We start from the raw sequence: 16,986 nt of genomic DNA on the forward strand, positions 1-16,986 counted from the left end.
CACTCTCACCCGGAAGCAAACCCAGAGAAGCAGAGGCATGAAAGCATTGTCAATCACTCCCATTGATTTGACGAGTGGTGTAGCTTGTGAGCTGTTCACTATCGAGAGGCTCAGGACTCCCGCCATGCCACAGCCATCCGCCCAGGTGACCGCAGCCGAGATCTCACGCATCGCAGGAGTCACGCGCGCCACGGTCAGCAACTGGCGTCGCAGGCACGACGACTTCCCGACCCCCTCGGGGGGCACCGACTCCAGCCCCCTGTACGACCTCCTCGACGTGAGGACCTGGCTCGGCGCCCGCGGCTATGCGGCGACGGCCGACCCGGCGGAGGAGCTGCGCACCGCGCTGCGCCTGCACCAGGCGGCCGGCGGCCCGACCGGCGTCCTGCTCCCGCTGGTACTGGCGGCCGCCCGGTGCACGCCCGAAAAACGCGCGGCGCTCGCCGACCTGTCGGACCCGAGCCTGATCGTCCGTGCCGAGGGGGCGTCGGCGGATGTCGCGGATCTCGTCCCCGGGGCGGAGACAGTTCGCTTCGCCGGGGAGGACATCGATGTGCTGCGAGCGCTGCTCCGCTGCGTACAGGCCGACGGCACCGGTGAAGCGGCGCTGGCGGTACTGGCGGAACGCGAGCTGGAGGACAGCGCGACCGGGGGCACGTACCGAACGCCGGCCCCCCTCGCGGACCTCATGGCCCGACTCGTCCCGGGTCCGTGCGAGCGGGTGCTCGACCCGGCGTGCGGAAGCGGATCGCTGCTCGCTGCGGCGGCACGGCTCGGTGCGGAGGCGCTGTACGGCCAGGACGTCGTTACGGTGCAGGCGCAGCGCAGCGCGGTGAGCCTGATGCTCGCCGCGCCCGAGGCGGACATCGAGGTGCGTGTCGGCGACAGTCTCCGCGCCGACGCCTTCGCCGGTCTCACCGTCGACGCCGTCCTGTCCAATCCGCCGTACGGCGACCGCGACTGGGGCCACGACGAGCTGGCGTACGACTCGCGCTGGGCGTACGGCGTCCCGCCGCGCGCCGAGTCCGAGCTCGCATGGGTGCAGCACGCGTTGGCCCATCTCGTCCCGGGCGGCCACGCCGTCATGCTCCTGCCGCCGGCCACCGCGTCCCGCGCTTCGGGCCGCCGTGTGCGCATGGATCTCGTACGCAGTGGAGCGGTCCGCACGGTGATCGCACTACCGCCGGGGGCAGCGGCACCCCTCCACGTGGGGCTCCAGATCTGGGTGCTGCAACGCCCCGAACCGGCCGGCCCGGAGCGGAAGACGGTCCTCTTCATCGATACGGCCGAGGCGGCGGGCCATCGGGCATCCGCGGGGTCGGCGTCCGGTACGCGCGGGGCCCGGCCCGCCCTGGACTGGCCGTCGCTCACAGAGGCCGCCATGGGCCAGTGGTCGGCCTTCACCGAGAACCCGGACGTGTTCGCGGACGAGCCGGGAACGGCGCGGGCGGTGCCGGTGGTCGACCTTCTCGACGACCTCGTCGACCTCACGCCTGCCCGCCATGTCCGCGCCTCCCGCACGGACATCGCCCCGGCCGACCTGGCCCGCGAGACGGAGGAGGTACGTCGCCGGCTGGTCGCCGGTGCGGCATCGCTCGGCGAGGCGGCGCGCTACACCGACTGGGGCGCGGCCGGCCCGAAGCCCCGCGAGTGGCGCACGGCCACCGCGGCGGACCTGGCGCGAGGCGGTGCGCTGACGCTGCTGCGTACGGCGCCCGACTCGCGGGAGCGGGCGGGCGAGGCGCCCCCGGGTGCGGGGCCGGTGCTCACCGGCCAGGACATCGCCCGGGGCACGGCCCCGTCCGGCGACCCGGGCAGCCTGCGGACGGACTCCGCATCCGTGATCGCGACCGGCGATGTCCTCGTCCGGGCGGTCGCGGGGGGCAACGGTGCGATGGCCCGGGTGGCGGACGAGACGGACGCGGGGGCGCTGCTCGGCCCTCAGGTCCACCTGTTCCGCCCGGACCCGGCCCGGCTCGACGCGTGGTTCCTGGCCGGGTTCCTGGGTTCTGCGGAGAACATCGCCGCCGCATCGACCGGCAGCACCGTCGTGCACGTCAGCCCGGGCCGGCTCCGGGTGCCACTGCTGCCGCTGGACGAGCAGAGACGGTACGGCGAAGCCTTCCGCCGCGTGCACACGCTGCGAGCGGAGGCCGCGCGCGCCACGGAACTGGCCGACGCAACAGCCCGGCTGCTGGCGGGCGGCCTCACGGGCGGCGGCCTGATCCCGTCGCCGCCTCCGGCCGAGAACGACAGGACGCCGGGCGCCGGATCGGCCTGAACCAGCACCACGCCCTTCACGTAACCACCACACTTGGCCCTACCCGCTCCGGCAGAGCGGGGTCGACAGCGAAACCGGGGAACGACTTGAACAGCAGCAAGCACACGGAGCTGGCGAACCACGCCTGGTCCGTCGCCGACCTTCTTCGCGGCGACTACAAGCAGTCGGACTACGGGAAGGTGATCCTTCCGTTCCTGGTGCTGCGCCGACTCGAATGCGTACTGGAGCCGACGCGGGACAAGGTCGCGGAGACGGCCGCCCGTTTCGAGGGCCAGGACATCGACACGGACTACTTCCTGCGCGGCGCGTCGGGCCACTCGTTCTACAACACGAGCGACCTGACCCTGAAGAAGATCGCAAACGACGCGAGCAACGCGGCAGAGCTCCTGCAGAGGTACATCGGCGGCTTCTCTCCGAACGCCTACGAGGTCATGGAGAAGTATGAGTTCGCCCAGCAGGTCCGCAAGCTGGACAGCGCGAACCTGCTCTACCAGGTCATCGGCAAGTTCACGGACCTGGACCTCCGCCCGGAGACCGTGCCCAACCACAACATGGGCTACATCTTCGAGGAGCTGATCCGCCGCTTCTCCGAGCAGTCGAACGAGACCGCGGGTGAGCACTTCACCCCGCGCGAAGTCATCAAGCTCATGGTCAACCTGCTGATCGCTCCGGACGGCGACGCGCTCAGCCTGCCGGGTGTGGTGCGTACGGTCATGGACCCGGCCTGCGGCACGGGCGGCATGCTCAGCGCGGCCGAGGAGCACATCAAGTCGTACAACGAGGACGCCACGGTCGCGGTCTACGGGCAGGAGCTCAACCCGGAGTCCTGGGCGATCTGCCGGTCCGACCTGATGATCAAGGACCAGAACCCGGAGAACATCGCCTTCGGCAACTCGTTCTCCGACGACGGTCACGCGCGGGAGACCTTCGACTACCTGCTGGCGAACCCGCCGTTCGGCGTGGAGTGGAAGAAGGTCAAGGAGGCCGTCGAGTTCGAGCACAACAACCTCGGCGACTCCGGCCGCTTCGGTGCGGGCCTCCCCCGCATCAACGACGGCTCGCTCCTCTTCCTCCAGCACATGATCTCGAAGATGAAGCCGGTGGACGTGAACGGCGGAGGCGGCTCGCGCATCGCCATCGTCTTCAACGGCTCGCCGCTGTTCACGGGCGCGGCCGGCTCCGGAGAGTCAGAGATCCGCCGCTGGATCCTGGAGAACGACTGGCTGGAGGCGATCGTGGCCCTCCCGGACCAGCTCTTCTACAACACCGGCATCTCCACGTACTTCTGGATCCTGACGAACCGCAAGGACGCCCAGCACAAGGGCAAGGTCGTCCTGCTGGACGCGCGTGACCAGTGGGTCAAGATGCGGAAGTCGCTCGGCGACAAGCGCAAGGAACTGGGCGACGGCACGGGCAGCAAGCCGAACCACATCGGTGACATCACCCGCCTGTACGGGGAGGCGGTGGACGCGGCCGCGAACCCGGAGCACGCGATGCACGCCAAGGTGAAGGTCTTCGACAACACGGCTTTCGGCTACCAGCGGATCACGGTGGAACGCCCGCTGAAGCTGCGCTTCGAGCTGACGGAGGAGGCGCTGGCCGCGCTGCTCGCGTCGAAGCCGGTGCAGAAGTGGGCGGAGGAGCGCTTCCTACCGCGTGAACCGGAACTGGCCGCGAAGGCGAAGGCCCGCCGGAAGCTGACGGAGGACGAGGAGACCCAGTTCCGGAAGCTGGCCGAAACCGAGACGCAGGTCCTCGGGGGCGCCCTGAAAACGCTGTTGGGCAGCACCTGGGCGACCAAGTCGGAGACGCAGGTGGCGGTACGCAACGCCATGGCGGAAGCCGGCGTGCAGGGCCCGACGGGCGCCCCGTTCACGAAGGCGCTGCGGGACACGGTGGGAGTGCGCGACCCGGAGGGCGAGGTGCAGCTTCTGAAGGGCGGCGCCCCGGAGCCGGATGCGGAGCTACGGGACTACGAGAATGTGCCGCTCGGTGAGGACGTGGAGGAGTACCTGAAGCGGGAGGTGCACCCGCACGTGCCGGACGCGTGGATCGACCACACGAAGACGAAGGTCGGGTACGAAATCCCGTTCACGCGGCACTTCTATGTGTATGAGCCGCCGCGGCCGTTGGCGGAGATCGACGCGGAGTTGAAGGCCCTTGAGGCAGAGATCCAGGCGCTGCTGGGAGAGGTGACGACATGAGCACACGCCGCACCACGTTGCGCGCTGCCGCCGAGGTCTCCCTGGGGCGCCAACGTTCTCCGCAGCATGATTCCGGCCCGCACATGGTTCCCTATCTGAGGGCTGCAAACGTAAAGGATGGAGCGCTCGATCTGTCGGACGTGAAGAAGATGAACTTCACTCCGACTGAGCAGCGAGTCTTTAACCTGCACCCAGGCGATGTACTTGTCACAGAAGGAAGCGGCAGCCTCAAGTCTGTTGGTGCATCGGCAGTATGGCGTGGCGATATCGCAGGCACTGTGTGCTTCCAGAACACACTTCTTCGATTGCGCCCCCGAGATGGTCGCACCGACGGACGATTCTTGGAATGGTGGGCTCGCTCAACATTCGGAAGGGGAATTTTCGCCTCAATCGCGAGCGGGGCAAACATCTACCACATCAGCGCTGAACGCGTGCGCGCCCTCCCTTTCGAGCTGCCACCGCTGGATGAACAGCGCCGCATCGCCGACTTCCTCGACACCGAGACCGCCCACATCGACAAACTCCTGCGGCTCCGCCAGCTTCAAGCCGATCGCATCGACGAGCGATGCGCCTCCGCACTCGACCACGAGTTCCAGGACTCGACGCACCGCCCCACCAGGCTGAAGTACCTGCTTGCGGCGAGGCCGCGATACGGGGTCCTTGTGCCATCGTTCGCGGACGAAGGGGTCCGCTTCATCCGTGTCAACGATCTCCTCGACCTCACCGGGCGGGCCAAGTCACTTGCGCGTATCCCCGCGAAGCTCTCCTCGCAGTACTCGCGAACAGTCACACGACCCGGTGACGTTCTGCTGAGCGTGGTGGGGACGATGGGAAGATCTGCAATCGTTCCTCCGGATCTCGCCGGTGCAAACGTCGCACGAGCAGTTGCCTCACTACGAACCGCTCCGAACGTCAGCCCAGAGCTGATCTCCACGTGGCTGACCACTCCTGAGTTTCTCCGCCAGGCATCGGATGCAACTGCGTCTGATACGGCACAGCCGACCCTCGGCATGGAGGACTTGTCCAACTTCAAGTTGTCGTGGCCCGCAGATTCGCAGGGCCAGACACGTCTACTCCACGCAACAAACGAAATTCGCAACCACCAGACCTCCCTGGGGCAAGCGCTCAAGGCGCAGGAAAAGCTCCTTACCGAACGCCGCCAAGCCCTCATCACCGCCGCAGTAACCGGCCAGTTCGACGTCTCCACCGCCAGCGGCCGCAACGTAACGGACGGAGTGCCGACAGCATGAGCCCCATACACAGCGAGTCCGCCTTCGGGGACGCCATCGTCGCGGCCATGTCCGAGCGCGGCTGGCGCGAAGCCCGCCCCGAGGACTATCAGGCCGACCTCGGCCTGGACACCAACGAGCTGTACACCTTCCTCGGCGAGAGCCAGCCCCGCGAGTGGGCCGAACTCCTCGCCGTCTACGGCAAAGACCCCAACGCCGCCCAGCGCGGCTTCGCCCAGCGCCTGGACAAGGCCATCAGCGAGGACGGTCTCCTCAACGTCCTCCGGAACGGCGTCAAGGACCGGGGCGTCCGCCTCCGCGTGGCCTATTTCAAGCCGAACCTCGTCGCCGACGACTCCGTCCTCGACGGCTACCGCGCCAACCGGCTCACCGTCGTACGCGAACTCGTCTACGCGACCAAGCAGGCCGACTGGGGCAACAAGCTCGACCTGACGCTCTTCCTGAACGGCATCCCCGTCGCCACCGCCGAGCTGAAGAATCCACTCACCCGGCAGGGCGTCGAACACGCAAAGGAGCAGTACCGCACCGACCGTGACCCCACCGAGCTGATCTTCACCCGGCGGGTCATCGCCAACTTCGCGGTGGACCCGGACCTCGTGTTCGTAGCCACCCAGCTCCGGGGCAAGAACACCCGCTTCCTGCCCTTCAACACCGGCTCCAACGGCCCCGGCCTCCCCGGCGGGGCCGGAAACCCGGCCCCGACCGCGTACGGCACGTACGCCACCTCCTACCTGTGGGAACAGGTCTGGGCGCGGGACAACTGGCTGGACCTGCTCCAGCGTTACGTGCACCAGCAGAAGACGAAGACCCCCGGCGGCGGGACCACCAAGTCCACGATCTTCCCGCGCTTCCACCAGTGGGACGTCGTCAAGAGGCTGACCGCACACGCCTCCTTCCACGGCGTGGGACAGAACTACCTCGTGATGGCGTCCGCCGGTTCCGGCAAGTCGAACACCATCGGCTGGCTCGCCCACCGGCTGAGCGACCTGCACGCCGACACGGACCCCCGCGCGCTCGACCCCGACGCCCTCGCGGCCGGCCGGATCAAGCCGGGTTCACCCGTGTTCGACAAGGTCATCGTCATCACGGACCGCCGCAATCTCGACGCCCAGCTCCGCGAGACGGTCGGCAGCTTCTCGCAGACCGAGGGCCTGGTCGTGAAGGTGGACGAGAAGCACGGGGCGAAGAGCGAGCAGCTCGCCCGCGCGCTGTCCCGCGATACCGGCAAGATCGTCACGGTCACCCTGCACTCGTTCCCCGCGCTCATCGACTACATCGAGCGCAACCCGACGGAGATCAAGGGCACCAAGTTCGCGATCGTCATCGACGAGGCCCACTCCTCACAGTCCGGCGACGCCTCCACGGCCGTCAAGGCCGCGCTGCGGGACCTCGGTCTGGACGCGGACTCCGAGGACAAGGGCGCGAGCACCTTGACCGTGTACGAGAAGCTGAAGCAGAAGGCCGCGGAGCGCTCGAAGGCCGCGAACCTCTCCTACTTCGCCTTCACCGCCACCCCGAAGGCGAAGACGCTCGAACTCTTCGGCACCGAAGACACCGTGGACGGGAAGGCGGTCTACCGCCCCTTCCACACGTACTCGATGCGCCAGGCCATCGAGGAAGGGTTCATCCTCGACCCGCTGCGGAACTACGTCACGTACAACACGTACTGGAAGCTGGTGAACAGCAACCGGGATGAGCGCGAGGTCGACCCCTCGAAGGCCAACAGCCTCCTCGCCCGGTTCGCGCTCACCCACGAGTCCACCGTCTCCCAGCACGCCCAGGTGATCGTGGAGCACTTCGTGGCGCACTCCCGGGGCCGGCTCGGGGGGCGCGCCAAGTCCATGGTGGTCACGGCCTCGCGCAGGTCCGCCGTGGACATGGCCCGGGCGATCCGGAGCTACATCAAGGACCGGGATTACCACACCAAGTACCCCGACCTCGGCGTGCTGGTGGCGTTCTCCGGTTCGCTGAAGGTCGATGGTGACAAGGAGGAGACCACCGAGTCCAAGGAGAACGGCGGCATCGCGGAGAGCGCGCTACCGAAGGCGTTCGCGTACACCCGGGCCGATGACAAGACGGTCGGCTCAGGCGGACGGGGGCAGCAGGAGTACAAGATCCTGGTCGTCGCGGAGAAGTACCAGACGGGCTTCGACCAGCCGCTGTTGACCACTATGTACGTCAACAAGAAGCTGACCGGCATCTCGGCCGTCCAGACGCTCTCCCGTCTCAACCGCACCGCCGACCGCAAGACGCAGGCCGACCTGGCGGTCCTGGACTTCGCGAACGAAGCCGAGGACATCCAGGACGCCTTCCGGCCGTACTTCGAGGAGGCGAACACCCTTCCCTCCGACCCGAACCTGCTCTACACCGCGCAGAGCCGGGTCATGTCGGCCCCGATCATCTCCGAGTCGGAGATGGACGAGTTCGCCGCCGCGTACTTCGCTGCGAAGGAGAAGGCGGCCGGCTCGCAGGCGAAGTGGGAGAAGCTGCACGCGGAGCTGTACCGGCTGCTCTCCCCCGCCGTCGCCCGGTTCGCTCCGCTCCTGGAGAGCGAGGAGGACGACGAGGTCGAGACGGCCGAGGACTTCCGCGCGAACCTCAACGACTACGTACGGAAGTACGGCTTCCTCGCGCAGATCGTCCCGTACCGCGACCCGGAGTTGGAGCGGCTGCACCTCTACGGCCGCTACCTCCTCAACCGGCTCCCCCGCCGGGCGGACGGCGGCGTCGACATAGGGGAGATCGACCTGAGCCACCTGCGGGTGGAGAAGACCGGCGAGTACGACGTGTCGCTCTCCCCCGATGGACCGGCCGAGTTGCCCGGCTTCGGGGACGGTACGGGCGGTGCGGCCGAGCCGGAGAAGTCGCTGCTGTCGGAGCTGATCGAGGCGTTCAACGCGAAGTTCGGAACGGAGTTCACCGAGGAGGACGTCCGCGCACCGTTCAAGAAGACGACCGAGGACCCGAAGGTACGGGCCGCCGCCGTCGTCAACGACGAGGCAAACTTCGGCAAGGTCTTCGACCGCGCATTCGCCGACAACATGGCCGACCACATCGAGACGACCGCCGGCATAGGGCGCCAGTACTTCGGTCCCGACAAGAGCTTCCGCTCCAGCCTGGATCGCAGCGCCCGCCGGGCGGCGTGGCGGATGATCCGCCGCGACGAGGGTGTGGACGAGTAGTCCGCCTGTGCGTACGGGAGGGCCCCGCAGCGTTGCCGGCTCGGCTCGCTGCGGGGCCCTTCCGCCGTCGCTGCGGCTCAGCTCGTGACGAGCCCCACGAATCCCGCCCACGCCGCTGGTGCGACGGCCAGGACCGGGCCGCTGGTTTGCTTGGAGTCGCGGATGTGCACCCGGGCTGCGGCAGCCGCGACCTCCACGCACTCACCGCCGTTGCCGGTGCTGTAGCTGCTCTTGAACCACACCAACCCGGGAGCAGTCGGCGCGGTGTCGTGTGTGGTCATCTCTCTCCCAGAAGCTTTGCGATGAACTCCATGGACTCACGCGGAGTGAGCGCCTGAGACCGGATGATGCCATAGCGTGCTTCAAGCTCGCGGACCATGTCCCGGCTGGTGTAGAGGCGGCTGTCTCCCTGCACCTCGGCGTAGGCGAGACGCTGTCCCTGAACCATGTCGATCAGCGTGAACGGCCCTCCGAGCGCCCCGTGGTCCTCACGGTCCAGCGGCATGACCTGAATCTCGACATTGCGCTTGCTGCCGATGCGCAGCAACTGCTCCAACTGCCCGTACAGGATCGGCCAGCCACCAATCGGCCGACGCAACACGGACTCGTCGATGATGAAGCTCAGCAGCGGCGCCGGGCGCCGGTCGTAGATCTCCTGCCGTGCCATACGAGCGGCGACGCCCTGTTCGATGTCCACCTCATCGAGTAGAGGCCGCTCCAGCTCGAACCCGGCCCGGGCATAGTCCGCTGTCTGCAACAGCCCCGGAATCGCGTACAGGCCGTACACGCAGAGCCCTGCGGCCTTCGCCTCCAGCCGCGCGGCGTCCCGGAAGAACGCCGGATACTGCGCCCGCACCACCTCGTCCTTCAGCGTCAGCAACAGACCCCCGGCGTCCACCGCCGCGTCCGCGTCGTCGATGAAGGCAGGCTGCGGAATCCGACGCCCCTGCTCGAACGAGGCGATCGACTGCGCGGAGTAGCCCACCCGCTTCCCGAACTCCGCCCGGTCCAGCCCCGCCCGCACGCGTAACAGCTTCAGCTGACGCCCGAAGGCGACGGCCACCCCGTTCTCCGGCCTGCTCTCCGACCGCTTCCCCGTGTCCGGCACTCCACCCACCTCAGCCGCCCCCGGCTCCGTCCCCGTCTCGTCCAGCGCCATCATCGCCACCGCCTGTCCCACGTCCGTATGCGCCCAATCGCAGCGCCCGCCCTGGCGCGCCCCACTCGGGCACCGTAATCACCCGTCGATCCGCCCGCACGGCGTTCGAAGTCGGTTCCCTCCAACGGGTATGGGGAGGCCGCGTCCCGTGACCGGAAAGCAACGTTCCGCGATCACTGGTCCAACCCCGGCTGGACCAGTGATCGTCCTTCCGGAGAGACTTGCCCCGTCGTTGCGGAGCCGGGACCGTACGCGTGTACCGAACGGGCCCCGCCCCGCACCCGCACGTACGCACACCCGGGGGACATGTGCCGCAGCAGCAGTCGATCGCCGGTCGGTACGACCTCCTCGAACCGCTCGCCAACGGCGGCATGGGCGACGTGTGGCGGGGCTACGACAGGGTGTTGGACCGGCCGGTCGCGGTGAAGCGGATCAGGCCGCAGGCCGTCGCCGACTCCCCGCAGCTGGCCGACGAGTTCGCCAAGCGGTTCCGCCGGGAGGCGCGGATCACCGCACGCATTCAGCACCCAGGTGTGCCGCAGGTGTACGACGCGGTGCTCGACGACAGCCACGACCGGCTGTTCCTCGTGATGGAACTGGTGGACGGCATGCCGCTGTCCGCCTGCATCCACCCGGACCATCCGCTTCCGGTCAGCTGGGCGGTGGCCGTGGCGGCACAGGTCGCCACCGTGCTGTCGCATGCGCATGAGGTGCCGGTGATCCACCGCGACCTGAAGCCGAGCAACATCCTCGTCGCGCGCGACGGGACGGTGAAGGTCCTCGATTTCGGGATCGCCGCCATACTGCGCACCGACGTCACCAAACTGACCGCGACCGGGAGCCCCATCGGCACCTACCAGTACATGGCGCCGGAGCAGGTGCGCGGCGGACGGATCTCGCCGCAGACCGATCTCTACGCGCTCGGGTGCGTGCTGCACGAACTGCTGAGCGGTCGTGTGCTGTTCAGCGCGGACAGTGAGTACCTGGTGATGTACCAGCACGTGAACGCGGCTCCTACCCCGCTGCGCGTGCTGCGCCCCGAGGTGCCGCAGGCCCTGGAGGAGCTCGTCCTCCAGCTGCTGCTCAAGTCCCCGGAGGCACGGCCGGCCGACGTGCAGGAGGTGTACGCGCGGCTGCGGCCCTTCCTCCCGCCGCCGGGCGAGACCCCTGCGCCGGGAGACACCGGGCCCGCAGGTGTGCCCGACCCGACAGGGATCTTCCGTGATCCGTACGCCCCGCGGGCGCGGGGCGGGAGCGGGCGCGCCGCCGCGCCGACGAACGTCCCGCCCGCTCCCGTCGCCGTGCCCGTACCGGCGCGGCTCCGGGAGGACATCGAGGATGCCTACGCGCATTCCGACGCCCTCCTGGAGGAGGAGCGGTTCGCGCAGGCCGCCGAGGTGCTCGGCGAGGTCATCGAGTCCGCCGCGCAGGTCCTGGGCGCGGAGAGCAAACGGGTGCTGGCGCTGCGGAAGAACCGGGCGGCGATCCAGCTCCTCGGCGGGGACTACCGGGCGGCGCTCCCCGAGTTCGACGCGCTGGCCGACGCGTACGCGCGTACCGACGGGCCGACCGGGGCCTCGGCGCGTGCCTGTCGCGCCCAGGCCGCCCGCTGCCGCGCCGAACTCGGACGGGCCACCGACGCGCTCGCCGAACTGCGCACCCTCCTGGCCGTCGTACGGTCCGTCGACAGCGACCTCAGCGAGGAGGCGGTCGAGCTGCGCCGTGACATCGGGATGCTGCTGCTCGCGCAGGGACAGGCGGCCGAGGCGGACCGGATCCTGCGGCCGCTGTACGAGGACCTGTGCGTGGTCTTCGGGCCCGAGGACGAGATGAGTGAGGAGGTTGCCGAGGCACTGGCACTGATCGGCCTGGGTCTCGACGGGCCTGCCACCTGACCCATCCACCACCCACCCGGACCACCCCATCCCTCCTCCCCGGAAAGTACGACCATGCCGCATCTCGCGTTCGACATCGGCTTCTGCGCCCAACTCGGCAAGCTGCAAGGCAGCTTGAAACAAGGGGTGTTCGACGCGTGGGAGAAATTCGAGCGGCTCACGCTGGACCAGCTGTTCAAGGACCCCGGGCTGAAGCTGGAATCGCTGAAGCGGGCGCGGGACCCGCACATCCGGACCATCCGGATCGACCAGGGGACACGAGGCGTCGTACTCGCGCCCGACAGCGGGGACACGTACGTGTTGCTGCGCGTGATGCCGCACGACAAGGCGATCGACTGGGCCGTCAAGCAGCGGGCGAGCATCAACACGGTCACCCGAGCCGTCGAGGTGCGGGACATCGCGATGCTCGACGAGCTCACGCCGGCGTACGAGCGGATCGCCGTCGATTCCGACCGCCGCCTCTTTTCGAAGGTGTCCGACGGGGACATGGCGGCGCTCGGCATCGACGAGACCACGCTCCGCCAGGCGCGGGCGCTGACCGATGCGGAGCAGCTGCAGGTCTTCGCACCGTACTTCCCCCAGGACCAGCGTGAGGTACTCGAATACCTCGCCGCCGGATTCACCGTGGAGGAGGTGTGGCGGGACGTCGTCTCCGTCGCGCTCGCCGCCACGCCCGGGGACGACGCGCCCGTGGACACCGAGGACTTCGCGACCGCGATCCGCCGTACCCGTACCCGTATCGCGCACGTCACCGGCTCGGAGGAGCTGCGGGACATCCTCGACAAGCCGTTCGCGGCCTGGCGGGTCTTCCTGCACCCGTCACAGCACAAGGTCGCCTACCGGGCCTCGTACTCCGGCCCCGCTCAAGTCACCGGAGGCCCCGGCACCGGAAAAACCGTCGTCGCGTTGCACCGCGTGCGCCATCTGCTGCGGTATCTGAGGGACGGAGAGCGCATCCTCCTCACCACGTACACCAACGCGCTGGTGGGCGCCCTGAGGACGGGGCTGGCCTCCCTGGTCGAGGACGAGGCCCTGCGGGATCGGGTCGACATCATGACCGTCGACGCGTTCGCGGGGCGGGTCCTCTCGACCTCGCGGCGGCCACTGCGCGGTGGCGAGGAGGAGACGCGGTGGGCCCAGGCGGCGAAGGCGACCGGGTTCACCGGCGGCGCACAGTTCCTGAGCCAGGAGTACCGCCACGTCATCCTCGCGCAGAATCTGCGGACCGAGCAGGAGTACGTGGGCTGTGAGCGCCGCGGCCGCGGGAGCCAGTTCCCCACGTCGGCCCGTCCGCTCGCATGGCGCACGGTGGAGGAGTTCACCGGACGGCTCGCCTCCGACGGGTTGCGCACCTACCTGGGTACGTGTGCGGAGGCCGCCGATCTGCTGACGGCCGCGGGGCCCAGGTACCGACACGTGGTGATCGACGAGGCGCAGGACCTGCACCCCGCCCAGTGGCGGTTGCTGCGGGCGGCGGCCCCGCAGCGCCCGGACGACCTGTTCATCGCCGGGGACCCGCACCAGCGGATCTACGACTCCAAGGTGTCGTTGAAGGCCGTCGGGATCAAGGTCGCGGGCCGGTCGGCGAAGATGCGCAAGAACTACCGCTCCACGCACGAGATCCTGAGCTGGTCCACCGCCCTCCTCGTCGGCCGCCCCTTCGAACAGCTCGCGGACGAGGCCGACAACGAGACACTCCTCGGTTATCGCTCTGCCTTGCACGGCAACGGGCCCGAAGTCTGCGCGACGGCCTCCGAGGAGGCGGAGCTGGACGCCCTGCTCACACGTGTCCGGGGCTGGGTCGACAGCGGGATCGCGCCGGGGGACATCGGTGTGACGGCCCGCTTCAACAAGAACTGCGACAAGGCTGTGGACCGGCTCCGGGCGGCGGGAATCCTAGCAACGAGGCTGCGGGGCGACGGCCCCTCCGCGCCGGACGCCGTGCAGGTGGGCACGATGCATGCGTTCAAAGGGCTGGAGTTCCGTTGCGTCACGGTCATCGGGGTGAGCGAGGGCGCGCTGCCGTATCCCCGCGCGGTGACACCGGTTGATGTGGATCCCGTACAGCACGCCTCGGACCTGATGGCGGAGCGCTGTCTGCTGTTCGTCGCCTGCACGCGGGCGCGGGACGGGCTGTACGTGTCGTGGTCGGGCGCGCCCAGCACGTTCCTGGTGGAGGCGGGGCTCGGGCGCGGCTAGCCAGGTCCGTAAGCCCTGAAGCGATCCTCCTCGCCGGGGCACAGGGCACGGCGCCCAGGCCCGGCCGTGCTCAGCGCTATGCACCGAGTCACTCGGTGCCCCCGGTGGGAGAGGGCTCGGACCCGACGCCGAACTGAGCCCTGCGCTCCCGGAGCGCATGCTGAGGCGAGGAGCTACTCCCGAGGGAGTGGGGACGCCATGAACCGACAGGCGTACGGCCCACCTGGTCGAAGACTCCTCGCAGGCTCGACGCCGCAACCGCCGTGGGCCTGCTCGCCGGCTGCGGCTCGGCGGAGGACGCGGCTCATACGCGGAGCGGCAGGGCACAGGCGCACGCTGCCACCGCCGCCCGCGCCACCGAGACCCCGCCCAGTGACCAGGTACGGGTCCTCAAGGAGGGCAAGAAGCTTCCCGTGGCGATCTCGCCGGGCAGTACGCTCGACATCCCCGCGAGCTCGGCCGTAGTGACCCTGACCGAGCTGAAGGAGGCCGACCGCTTGCCGAACGACGCAGGGCTCGACCCGGAGGTCGCGGACCCGGGGACGACCTTCGTCTGCCTGGAAATGAAGGTCAAGAATACGGGCAGCGAGAAGTTCGACGCCTACCCGCTGACGCGCGCACGGTGGACCGGTGAGGACGGCGAGACGAAGAACGTCGACCAAACCATCGGTGGTGACTGCGCGGGTCTCGGGATGGCCAAGGAGAACTTAGTGGTCGGCTTCGGAACTCCTTCGGGGGTTGATCAGGTAGCCGGGGCGATGGAGGATTCTTCGTGTCGGCCGGGTTGGTGTCGGTCGAGCCGGGCCAGCAGATCGTCCAGGTCGGAAGTGGTGAACTTCCACTGGAACGGCTGTGCCGTGGCGTTGTAGCGGTCTTCGAAGGCTCGGAGCCGGTTGCGTACTTGGTCGAGGTTCGTGAAGTCGTTGGGTGCCACGACCTTGCGCTGCACGATGGAGAAGAAGATCTCTATCTGGTTTAGCCAGGAGGCGTGGACGGGGGTGTGGACCATGATCGCGTTCGGGAACTTGGCGGCCAGGCGGTCGATGGATTTCTTCCCGCGGTGTGAGGACCCGTTGTCGACGATCCAGAACACGCGTTTCGCCCTGGCGTAGGGCTCGGCGGTCATGACCTGCTCGACCAGGTTCATGAACGGCACGATCCCGGTGGTCGGCTCGCAGCGGCCGAAGACCTCTGCTTCGTGGACGTCGTAGGCGGCCAGGTAGGCCAGCGCGCCGCCGCGCTTGTAGGTGTGATTGACGCGCATCGCTCTGGCTTGGCCGGGGGCCAAGGTCGGATGGCAACGACAGCGGGCCTGGACGGAGGTCTTCTCATCGGCGGAGATGACGTACTCGTCCGCGCCCAGCAGCTCGCCCTCGAAGGAACGGGCGTAAAGATCCAGGACCCGCTGGGCCTTGGGCCGGAAGTCGGGGTCGGTGATGAAGATCCAGGACTGGTACTGCCAGGGTTTGAGCGTGTCTTCGCGCAGCCAACGGCGCACCGTGGACGCGGAGACGGTCGTGGTGATGCCGCGCGCGGTGAGCTCGGCGGCCAGCTCAGGACACGACCAGCGGGAGAGCGGGATGCCGCTCTCGGCGGGGAGTTGGCAGGCCAGTGCCTTGGCCTCAGCGACCTGTACAGGTGTGAACCGGGCAGGGCGTCCGGACCGTTTGCGGTCGGCCAGGGCTGGTAGACCGCCATGGGCGAACCGGCCGCGCCAGGTCCGGACCGTGTCCTCGTGCAGGTGGGTCTCGGCGGCGATCCTGGCATTACCGCGGCCACGGGCAGCAAGAAGGACGACTGAGGCACGTTGCCGGGCTTGATGTGGAGTCTTGTGGCCGTAAGCCATCTTCTTGAGCCGGTGGCGCTCGGCGGCGGTCAGCACCACCGCCACAGCGTCGCATCTGGACAAGTGCCGGTCTCCCTGGGGCCTGCGGCAGGCCGATGGGGCCGAGCGTTTTCGACTGTTCCTCCGTTCTTCCTGCCACTTCACTGGATCTTGAAGGAGACAGGAAGAGCAGGCAGGGACCGGCACGCATGACGGCGGCCCATCGTGATCGTTGAAGGTTCGTCAGCACCGAGGCAGGCAGCCGGCTGCCTACGCGTGCGTCTCATGTGTCACCGAGGATCGGGGGCGCTCACGCGGCGGACCGGACTTCGATCGCGTGGCTGAGTGCGGTCTGCTCCTCGTCGGGAAGGCGACGTTCGGCGTGGAGCATGCGCAGGGCGGTGGTGATGCGTTCGTCGTCCTCGGGTGTGCCGAGGCTGCCCATGTACGGAGGCAGCAGCAGACTCAGGGCTTCGAGGTCCGTGCGTGCGCAGAGCTGGGTGAGGAGTTCGCTGACCGGGTCCTCGTGCTGCTGTGGCGCGGGCCGGGTGGTGGCGCGCAGTCCTGCAGCGATGCGGTAGCGGAGCCATTGCTGGTGGGGGCCGGCCGGGACCGCGTCGATGTGCTTGGCCGCGGCCTCGAAGTGCTCGCGGGCCTGGCCGATCTGGCCCAGGTCCCGGTGGGCTCGGGCCATGTTGCCGTGAAGTGAGGCGTAGAAGCCGCGGACACGGTCGTCGCCGACCTTGTCGGCCCGGTTCAGACATTCCTGGTTCCAGTGCAGGGTCTCCTGCGGGGTCGGCTGGTGCCGGGCGAGGTAGTGCGCGGCGACGCAGGCGTCGTAGTCGTCCTCGGCTGTGTCCCAGGCTTGGAGGAACAGGTCCCGTGCTTGGGCATCCCGTCCTTCGGTCTCGGCCTGCATGCCCTGCACGCACAGCTGCACGACGACGTTCTGGGGGTCGGTCACGGCTCTCCTTGGGGTGATGGGGGTGCC

General features: G+C 68.6%; 10 protein-coding genes and 1 pseudogene. 7 read left to right on the plus strand and 4 right to left on the minus strand.

What is annotated here, in order from left to right; genetic code table 11:
• Positions 1 to 124: 124 nt before the first annotated feature.
• The 4 genes from OG867_RS02305 to OG867_RS02320 all read left to right on the plus strand — a co-directional run bounded on the left by OG867_RS02305 (position 125) and on the right by OG867_RS02320 (position 8,917).
• Positions 125 to 2,281 carry an N-6 DNA methylase gene (locus OG867_RS02305; RefSeq protein WP_406282091.1) on the plus strand — a complete coding sequence of 719 codons (2,157 nt, stop codon included), beginning with the start codon at positions 125 to 127 and terminating at the stop codon, positions 2,279 to 2,281.
• A gap of 86 nt (positions 2,282 to 2,367) precedes the next feature.
• Positions 2,368 to 4,485 carry an N-6 DNA methylase gene (locus OG867_RS02310; protein WP_406282094.1) on the plus strand — a complete coding sequence of 706 codons (2,118 nt, stop codon included), beginning with the start codon at positions 2,368 to 2,370 and terminating at the stop codon, positions 4,483 to 4,485.
• Positions 4,482 to 5,735 carry a restriction endonuclease subunit S gene (locus tag OG867_RS02315; protein ID WP_328903576.1) on the plus strand — a complete coding sequence of 418 codons (1,254 nt, stop codon included), beginning with the start codon at positions 4,482 to 4,484 and terminating at the stop codon, positions 5,733 to 5,735. The genes OG867_RS02310 and OG867_RS02315 overlap by 4 nt, the downstream gene beginning before the upstream one ends.
• On the plus strand, positions 5,732 to 8,917 hold the full coding sequence (locus OG867_RS02320; protein WP_406282097.1) for a type I restriction endonuclease subunit R: 3,186 nt from the start codon (positions 5,732 to 5,734) through the stop codon (positions 8,915 to 8,917). Before OG867_RS02315 ends, OG867_RS02320 begins: the two co-directional genes overlap by 4 nt.
• Before the next feature lie 77 nt (positions 8,918 to 8,994).
• On the opposite strand, the gene OG867_RS02325 is transcribed toward OG867_RS02320, so the two are convergent.
• Positions 8,995 to 9,198: a DUF397 domain-containing protein gene (locus OG867_RS02325; protein WP_406282100.1), complete on the minus strand. Its 204-nt coding sequence runs from the start codon at positions 9,196 to 9,198 to the stop codon at positions 8,995 to 8,997.
• Positions 9,195 to 10,076 (minus strand): helix-turn-helix domain-containing protein, encoded by an 882-nt coding sequence (locus OG867_RS02330; protein ID WP_406290714.1) that lies wholly within the window; start codon positions 10,074 to 10,076, stop codon positions 9,195 to 9,197. The genes OG867_RS02325 and OG867_RS02330 overlap by 4 nt, the downstream gene beginning before the upstream one ends.
• Positions 10,077 to 10,384: 308 nt before the next feature.
• Here OG867_RS02330 and OG867_RS02335 point away from each other — a divergent pair, with 308 nt between their 5' ends.
• The 3 genes from OG867_RS02335 to OG867_RS02345 all read left to right on the plus strand — a co-directional run bounded on the left by OG867_RS02335 (position 10,385) and on the right by OG867_RS02345 (position 15,039).
• Entirely contained in the window at positions 10,385 to 11,971 is a 1,587-nt protein-coding gene (locus tag OG867_RS02335; protein WP_328903572.1) for a protein kinase domain-containing protein, read from the plus strand.
• 54 nt (positions 11,972 to 12,025) lie between these two features.
• Entirely contained in the window at positions 12,026 to 14,170 is a 2,145-nt protein-coding gene (locus tag OG867_RS02340) for a UvrD-helicase domain-containing protein (protein WP_406282103.1), read from the plus strand.
• 263 nt (positions 14,171 to 14,433) lie between these two features.
• Positions 14,434 to 15,039 carry a hypothetical protein gene (locus tag OG867_RS02345; protein ID WP_406282106.1) on the plus strand — a complete coding sequence of 202 codons (606 nt, stop codon included), beginning with the start codon at positions 14,434 to 14,436 and terminating at the stop codon, positions 15,037 to 15,039.
• 41 nt (positions 15,040 to 15,080) lie between these two features.
• Here OG867_RS02345 and OG867_RS02350 read toward each other — a convergent pair.
• Positions 15,081 to 16,016, minus strand: a pseudogene (locus tag OG867_RS02350) (IS630 family transposase); the annotation flags it as partial.
• A gap of 289 nt (positions 16,017 to 16,305) precedes the next feature.
• On the minus strand, positions 16,306 to 16,959 hold the full coding sequence (locus tag OG867_RS02355) for a hypothetical protein (protein WP_328903569.1): 654 nt from the start codon (positions 16,957 to 16,959) through the stop codon (positions 16,306 to 16,308).
• Positions 16,960 to 16,986 lie beyond the last annotated feature (27 nt).

Origin of the sequence: Streptomyces sp. NBC_00209 (assembly GCF_045206345.1) — a bacterium.
In the GTDB taxonomy this organism is placed as follows: domain Bacteria; phylum Actinomycetota; class Actinomycetes; order Streptomycetales; family Streptomycetaceae; genus Streptomyces.

Coding starts and splice junctions, on each gene's coding strand:
- OG867_RS02340 (WP_406282103.1), top strand. CDS start 12,026: ATGCCGCATCTCGCGTTCGACATCGGCTTCTGCGCCCAACTCGGCAAG.
- OG867_RS02325 (WP_406282100.1), bottom strand. CDS start 9,198: ATGACCACACACGACACCGCGCCGACTGCTCCCGGGTTGGTGTGGTTC.
- OG867_RS02305 (WP_406282091.1), top strand. CDS start 125: ATGCCACAGCCATCCGCCCAGGTGACCGCAGCCGAGATCTCACGCATC.
- OG867_RS02330 (WP_406290714.1), bottom strand. CDS start 10,076: ATGGCGCTGGACGAGACGGGGACGGAGCCGGGGGCGGCTGAGGTGGGT.
- OG867_RS02315 (WP_328903576.1), top strand. CDS start 4,482: ATGAGCACACGCCGCACCACGTTGCGCGCTGCCGCCGAGGTCTCCCTG.
- OG867_RS02320 (WP_406282097.1), top strand. CDS start 5,732: ATGAGCCCCATACACAGCGAGTCCGCCTTCGGGGACGCCATCGTCGCG.